This is a genomic window from Gluconobacter aidae, assembly GCF_009547075.1.
Taxonomy (GTDB): domain Bacteria; phylum Pseudomonadota; class Alphaproteobacteria; order Acetobacterales; family Acetobacteraceae; genus Gluconobacter; species Gluconobacter aidae.
In genome coordinates, this window is record NZ_WIPH01000060.1 from 1 (window position 1) to 6,520 (window position 6,520).

Sequence of the window (6,520 nt, forward strand, 5' to 3'; positions counted from 1 at the left end):
TAATGACGGTCATGAGAGCTTATTGCCCTGTCCGAAAAATGGGGGCCACCTCTCTTCGACATGGTCGCCTCTAGCGTCCTGACCCGGTAGGCATTGGGATGGGAACCGACCGAACCGGAACGGATTGCCGATCTGGCACAGCTTGAAATCACGGACTGACGCCTGCTTCCTCGACCTCTTGCTAGCGCTATTTACCCAGCCCATATTTGTGCCGTCGTCCGACACTGCTTAACAGACACGGAGGATTCCAAAATGCATTTTTCTCGTATGCTTCAGGCACGCGCCTTTGTTGCTACACTGGCTTGCAGCGTGGCTGCCCTACCTGCACAGGCTCAGGATGCGTTGCGCGTCGTTGACGCGCGCGGACACCAGGTCGGTATCCTGGTCCAGGGCATCGCGACGACAGCGGCAATGCCTGATATCGACATGTTCGAGGCCGTTGATCGCATGATGGCACGCAATATGGCTCTCATGGAGGCGGTCGATCGGACATTGGGCTCGCGGCTGGACGGCGTCCTGCGCGCCGTTCCGGCTGTTGGTCATGACCTCCCGAAACAGAGCATGTTTTGGCAGCGTTTCGAGGCGGTCAGCACAGGTGGACCCACCGCCTGTACGCAGACGATCACGATCGCATCAAACGGTCAGGCGGCGCCAATCGTTCATGTGTCACGGACCGGAAGCAAGTCCTGTGCGACGCTCCCCGCGCCGATGGCAGTTGACGATCCCGGAGATCAAAAGACTGGTTCCACGGCTCTGACGCCCGCCGTCGAGACGCGGACGGAAGTCCCGACAAACGGACGCACTGGAAGCGCTCTCTAAGACAGGTGGTGGCCGGAAAACCCGGGCCACCATCATAGAAGGAAAATATATTGATTTTCTGCGATTATCGCCATGACGGTTAGCGAAAATTAACAAAACCCATGTAATTTCTGCCCGCAACCGCGCCACAGAAAATAAACACAAATACAAGTAATAAAATTATTCATGAAAAAGAATCTGCATTTCGTGCCCTCTTGACGAGGCAAGCATCTCTTCCAATCTTGCTTTCGCTGGACGCCATCGGGTCCGGCATAGGCTCTGTGAGCCAGACAACTGAAGTCCATGTTGCTTTAATCGGAGGATGTGGATGTCGACACTGAAAGGACTTTATTCCCGCTATCGCCGCTCCCTGCGCACAGCCGCCCGGAGATGGCGCAACCGACTGGAGGGAGGCGTATCATGGTAACGCGCCCCTTTTTCGGAGACGATCCGCTCGCTCCGCGTGCCCTCTCCGTGCTCCGCCGCCTCGGTCATGACGGACGTGGCGTGACGCTGACGTCTCTGGTGGCCCATACCGGTACACCGGGGATCAGACTTCGCGCCACGCTGGAACGTCTGGTCCAGGCGGGCGCGGTCGCCCCTGCCGGCTGTGATCCCCTGGCTTCTGATCTCGCGTTCCGTCTCTCCCTACGGGCAAGAGCCGCACCGCCAGTTTCGGTCGCCGCGTAAGGCACTGACCGCGCCGGGTAGAGCAGAAACGCCTTCTCCGAGCGGAAATGCCGTCTTCCTTGGAACGGCCGCACGAATGAGAGGGTGGAGCGGGGCCTTCCATCGGAGGTCCCGCGTTTCTGAAGATGACGTCAAAAGCAGCGAGAACAGGGAGATGTCGAGTTTTATCCATTTTCTCAACCTGAAGGCACTTCAGGACTATTGGAATAACCATCCCCCCGTGCCCCGTTCACCGGGGACAATGCGGCCAGTTTGGTCACACTCCGCAGGAGCGACAGAGCAAGCGGAACAGACGGCCAAGCAACCTCGGCGCCTTCGGCAGAGGGAGAGACCACACGTCGCTATCGGTCTCGTCCTCATGCTGCTGGTCGGAATAGCATCGCCGACATCAGCTCATGCGCCGCAGGATATGCTGTCGTGCGAGACAGAAAAGCAGCCGGTGAACATTCCATCCATGCCACTGGACCGCGCCATCGAGATGTTGGGCCGGCAGACCGGGTGCCCGGTCCTTGTCGACCCGCCCCTTATGGACGGCCGGACCTCGGCAGCCATCAAGGGTGCCTATACGCCTCAGGGCGCCCTCCTGCATCTGTTCGGGTCCGTGCATGTCGATGTCACCGCCACTGTTTCTGGCTTGAGCGTCAGCCCTCTGGATGCGACGGCTCTAACATCGGGCAACACGCGGACCAACCTGAGGACTGCACCATGACTCTTCACGCGGACAGGCCGAACAGAATTATGTCGCTTTCGACCGTTCAGATCAGCACAGAACCGGCGGTCCTGCTTGCCTACTATCTCTGCGACGAGGGAAAAGACTGCGGATACGACGGCCTCATGCGTCGGGCGGCTGACCACCGGATTTATGATCGGGTTTCTCGCTGGAGAACCGCGTCAGACCCGGAATCAACGACCGTCGCCGTGGTCCGAAAACTCCTGCCTGTCGCTGACCGCACGCACATGGCCAAGGCCCTGGGCTGGTCGTTGGGAGCCCTCGAAAACCAGCTGACATCGGCCTTGCCAAAGGCCGTGCGAGATCATGCCAGAACATTGTCCTGTCGTCTGCCACGCTGGCACCGGCTCTGACCCGGATGCGCGCCGGAAGGGCCACGAGCCCTTCCGGAGACTGATTCAATCCGCATGGGGGTTCGCATCCACATCCGAAGGATCAAGCGGTTCGACCAGTTCTTCCTTGTCCGGATCGATTGGTGGCTCCTCTTCGTCAGGTGCACGCGCTGGATGCGGGCGCTCCTTCTCGCGAGAAGGAAGCGGAGGCGGTTCGAACGGGCGGTGAGCGTCCATGATCCGTAACGTGTCCTGCATGGGGACATTCTCCATCGCTAAAAGAAAAACCAGACCCAGGACGTGGGAACTATAACGCAATTAATAGATGGGAAAACGGCTATGGAAGACCTCTCCATGAAACATTCCTGGCAGAGCAGGGACTGGTCCCGCCTCATCAAACTGTTCGGGGGCCTGACATTCTACGAGCGTTTTGAACAGGCGATCATTCTGACCCTGATTGCGCTCATCATGCTGGTAACCGTCATCGCGACGATTCATCTGATCGGCGCGGTATGGCATCTGGTCGTCGATGTCGGAATCGATCCGATCAACCAGACGATCTTCCAGGCGATTTTTGGCGCGATCTTTACTGTTATCATCGCTCTTGAGTTCAAACACTCCCTGCTGGTCGTTCTTGCCCAGCATGAGAACGTCATCCGGGTGCGGACCATCGTCCTGATTGCCCTCCTGGCGATTGCCCGCAAATTCATCCTGCTGGATCTGCGTGATGTGACTGCCATGGAACTGTTCGCTCTCTCGGCGGCTGTTCTGGCTCTGGGCATCGTCTACTGGCTGGTTCGTGAGCAGGATGCACGTGTAGCGCGCGATGCCAGGGAACAGGCGCATCTCGAAGATAATCCTGCGGCCCGCTGTGAGCCTGAATGGTCTTCATCCTGAAGAATCGAGGTAAAGGCGGTCTATAACGCCGCCTTTACTCAATCCCCACTACGTCCCGTGCGATGAGGACGTCTTCTTCGCCGTCTCTGGCCCTGACTGTGCCAGATGATCTGTGTCGATGGGCCGGAACGGCGGAATGGGTTGTCCGGGATAATAGACCGGCCCCTTGTAGTTCTGATCCAACTGGCTTGAGTTCAAGCTGTCGACCAGCATATCACCTGTGCCGTCTTCGTAATGAGTGCGAGCCCTGGTTTTGGGGATTGTGGACGTTCCCTCAGTCGCCCTCGCATCGAACGATGTTGCAGCCGCCTGGGCAAGATCAGCAGCATGTACGTCCGACTGGCTCAGTAGAGACAAGCCCAGAGCAGCGCACGACAGAAATATTTTCATCCTCTTCATGCTTATGACCTTTCGAGACTCTCCCACGGCCGGAGGAATGGCCGGGGGAGAGGTTTCGTCACGCCATCAGGCTGCCTCTTTCCGCGCCTCGATCTGGGGCACGGCTTCTTCCGCACGTATTGTAGAGGACGTAATCGCGATACGACGCGGCTTCATCGCTTCGGGTATCTCACGTTTCAGGGTAATGGACAGAAGTCCGTTCTCGAAGTGCGCATCGGTGACTTTCATATGCTCGGCCAGATCGAAGCGGCGTTCGAATTCTCTGCCCGCAATACCTCGATGGAGATATTCGGCGGCACTTTGCGGCTCCGGTGCCTTTCGTCCTGTCACGACAAGAGTATTGCGCTCCTGTGTGATCGTAAGGTCGTTCTCGGCAAGTCCGGCAACCGCCATGTCGATCCGGTAATCATCCTCACCGGTCTTGATGATATCGTAAGGTGGCCAGTTATCGACCGTCGGAATCCGACCGGCGAGATCAAGGGCATTAAGCATTCTGTCAAAACCCACGCTCGAACGGAACAGGGGGGAAAAATCAACGGTGGCTCTCATAGCCATATCCTCCTTTGAGCAACATGGACACAAGATCAAAACTGATAGTTCTGTCTGCCGGCCCCTTCGGCGGCCGGCAAGTTCAATCTGGGAACTCCGCGCATGGTGTCAAGAGGCATCAAAAATGCAAAAAGGCAGGTTTTGGCGCCCTCTATCGCGTCTTCATTACCTGCGCGTCTTCGCGAGTGAGACGGACCGATGCCCATTTCACGAGCATCGTGCTATAAAGCATCATCGCGTGTTCAGACTGGAGCAGGACAATGCCTGATAGCGTCAGATGGAAGTTGCTGGCCGTGGCTTTCGCCGCGACCATGCTGAGTGCGGCTCCGGCGGAGGCCAGGCCGTGGATTTATGCTGGACCACCAGTTGTCGTTCGACCACCAGTCGTGGTCGGGCCGCCACCTCCGCCTGTCGTGATTGCACCACCTCCCGTCACGATCATTCGCCCCCCACCACCGGTGCCACCCTACGAAATGGTGCCCTTGCCACGCCGAGGCTATGTCTGGGAGCCGGGCCGCTGGTTCTGGACTCCGCGCGGCTACATCTGGCGAAGAGGTCGGTGGCGGCGTTGAAATGACGTCCAATTGGCGGATTTGAAAATCGGAGAAATCGAAAAGCCGTTTATTGATATGCCTTGGCCCGTAATTTCTGGTTTTTGACGTATTGATTGACGGTTCTTTGGGGTTGCTTTTGATCGGCGTTTTGAGCAGATCAGGGGCTGTCCCCCGTTGGATAGCTATGCGCTCGCGTTCAATCTTTCGAGGAAGAGGAAGCGGCGCATGTTGTAGACACGATATTGGCGAGCCCGATCCTCATGGTGGCTCGGGTGATGCCGACGGTCCGGATGAACAATCCTGTCTGTGACTTCTGATCGGCAAAGACGTGCTCAACGCGGGATCGGATCACCGACTTTCCTGCGTTGGATCTCTGGATATGCAGGGGCATCGGTTTGAGATGGAGGGATCGAAGAACTGTTTGTTGATATGCCTTGGCGAGTAATTTCTGGTTTTTGGCGATTTGATTGACGGTTCTTGAGGTCGTTTTCGGTCTGCGTTTTGAGCAGATCAGGGGCTGTCTCTGGCTAGCTGGCTACGCGCTCGCGTTCAACCTCTCGAGGAAGAGGAAGCGGCGCATGTTGTAGACAATATTGGCCAGTCCGATCCTCATGGTGGCCCGGGTGATACCGACAGTCCAAATGAAGATCCCCGTCTGCGATTTCTGATCGGCAAAGACATGCTCGACACGCGACCGGATCACCGACTTCCCTGCGTTGGACCGCTGGATGTGGCGGGGCATGGGCTTGAGATGCGGCTTTTTCCTCTGGACCTTTGAGACAAAGCCCTGCTTTTCCATGAAGTCTTCGTTGGCTTTCGAGCGATACGCGGTATCGGCCCAGACGCTTGAGGCCGTATTGGTTTTATCCAGCAAGCCCTCGCGTAGTCTGGCACCGTCACTGGCGGCGGCATCTGTCGCTTTCCATTTATAGCCAAAGAACGGGATGGCGAGATCCGTTGACGGGATCGTCCCGTCATCCTGCCGCTTCGCCTTCGTGAACTTCAGCGTCCAGCGCGCATGACGATCCTTGTGCGACAGCTTTGCCCGCTTGTCCTGCCAGTCTTCGGGAATACGGCCTGCCCGGAGATCGGCTTTCTCGGCGTTCGTGTTGCGCTGCTTTGGAGCAGCCACCAGCGTTGCATCCAGGATCTGACCCGACATCGGCAGATAACCAGCACTGCGCAGGGTTGTATCAAAGCGATTGAACAGACCCTCGATCGCTCCCGCCTGCGTCAGGCGTTCACGGAACAGCCAGAGTGTTTTGGCATCAGGCACCCGATCTGAAAGCCCCAGGCCAAGGAAGCGCATGAACGACAGGCGATCGTTGATCAGATACTCCGTCCGTTCATCGGACAGATTGTTCAGCGTCTGGATCACCAGGATTTTGAACATCAACACTGGATCGAACGGCGGTCGCCCGCCCTTGCTTCCGTCTGAATAGGCCAGAGCCTGCTCCAGGTCAGGACGGAACACTTCAAAATCCACAGTCCGGGAAAATGCTTCGAGCTGATCACCAAGCCCGCTCAATCGAGCAAGTCGCTCTTCAACGTCAAAGAAACCCGGCTGCTTC

10 protein-coding genes are annotated in these 6,520 nt (G+C 57.4%); 6 read left to right on the forward strand and 4 right to left on the reverse strand.

The features are described 5' to 3' along the window. Nucleotides 1-252: 252 nt before the first annotated feature. The 4 genes from GFJ39_RS13165 (at nucleotide 253) to GFJ39_RS13180 (ending at nucleotide 2,571) form a co-directional block, all read left to right on the forward strand. Nucleotides 253-819 (forward strand): hypothetical protein, encoded by a 567-nt coding sequence (locus GFJ39_RS13165; RefSeq protein WP_062454409.1) that lies wholly within the window; start codon nucleotides 253-255, stop codon nucleotides 817-819. A 399-nt stretch (nucleotides 820-1,218) separates the two neighbouring features. After that, entirely contained in the window at nucleotides 1,219-1,488 is a 270-nt protein-coding gene (locus GFJ39_RS13170; protein WP_062454411.1) for a hypothetical protein, read from the forward strand. A gap of 358 nt (nucleotides 1,489-1,846) precedes the next feature. Beyond that, nucleotides 1,847-2,197 (forward strand): hypothetical protein, encoded by a 351-nt coding sequence (locus GFJ39_RS14340; protein WP_228391961.1) that lies wholly within the window; start codon nucleotides 1,847-1,849, stop codon nucleotides 2,195-2,197. Then, nucleotides 2,194-2,571 (forward strand): hypothetical protein, encoded by a 378-nt coding sequence (locus GFJ39_RS13180; protein WP_153431847.1) that lies wholly within the window; start codon nucleotides 2,194-2,196, stop codon nucleotides 2,569-2,571. The genes GFJ39_RS14340 and GFJ39_RS13180 overlap by 4 nt, the downstream gene beginning before the upstream one ends. Before the next feature lie 45 nt (nucleotides 2,572-2,616). Here the strand turns inward: GFJ39_RS13180 and GFJ39_RS13185 are convergent, their stop codons facing one another. Then, on the reverse strand, nucleotides 2,617-2,808 hold the full coding sequence (locus GFJ39_RS13185) for a hypothetical protein (protein WP_062454417.1): 192 nt from the start codon (nucleotides 2,806-2,808) through the stop codon (nucleotides 2,617-2,619). Nucleotides 2,809-2,889: 81 nt separating this feature from the next. Here GFJ39_RS13185 and GFJ39_RS13190 point away from each other — a divergent pair, with 81 nt between their 5' ends. Continuing rightward, nucleotides 2,890-3,447, forward strand: coding sequence for a phosphate-starvation-inducible PsiE family protein (locus tag GFJ39_RS13190; protein WP_062454419.1), 558 nt, complete (start codon nucleotides 2,890-2,892; stop codon nucleotides 3,445-3,447). A gap of 465 nt (nucleotides 3,448-3,912) precedes the next feature. Here GFJ39_RS13190 and GFJ39_RS13195 read toward each other — a convergent pair whose 3' ends face one another. Both GFJ39_RS13195 and GFJ39_RS14345 read right to left on the reverse strand, forming a co-directional pair. Further along, nucleotides 3,913-4,395: an Hsp20 family protein gene (locus tag GFJ39_RS13195; RefSeq protein WP_062454423.1), complete on the reverse strand. Its 483-nt coding sequence runs from the start codon at nucleotides 4,393-4,395 to the stop codon at nucleotides 3,913-3,915. Nucleotides 4,396-4,546: 151 nt separating this feature from the next. Beyond that, nucleotides 4,547-4,708, reverse strand: a complete 162-nt coding sequence (locus GFJ39_RS14345) for a hypothetical protein (RefSeq protein ID WP_228391962.1) — start codon at nucleotides 4,706-4,708, stop codon at nucleotides 4,547-4,549. 160 nt (nucleotides 4,709-4,868) lie between these two features. Here GFJ39_RS14345 and GFJ39_RS14555 point away from each other — a divergent pair, with 160 nt between their 5' ends. Beyond that, a complete protein-coding gene (locus tag GFJ39_RS14555; RefSeq protein ID WP_218777465.1) occupies nucleotides 4,869-4,967 on the forward strand; it encodes a YXWGXW repeat-containing protein in 99 nt (32 codons plus the stop codon). Between the two features lie 517 nt (nucleotides 4,968-5,484). Here the strand turns inward: GFJ39_RS14555 and GFJ39_RS13215 are convergent. Further along, nucleotides 5,485-6,520 (reverse strand): transposase (locus GFJ39_RS13215; RefSeq protein WP_153431849.1); only part of this gene is annotated, 1,036 nt, incomplete at its 5' end.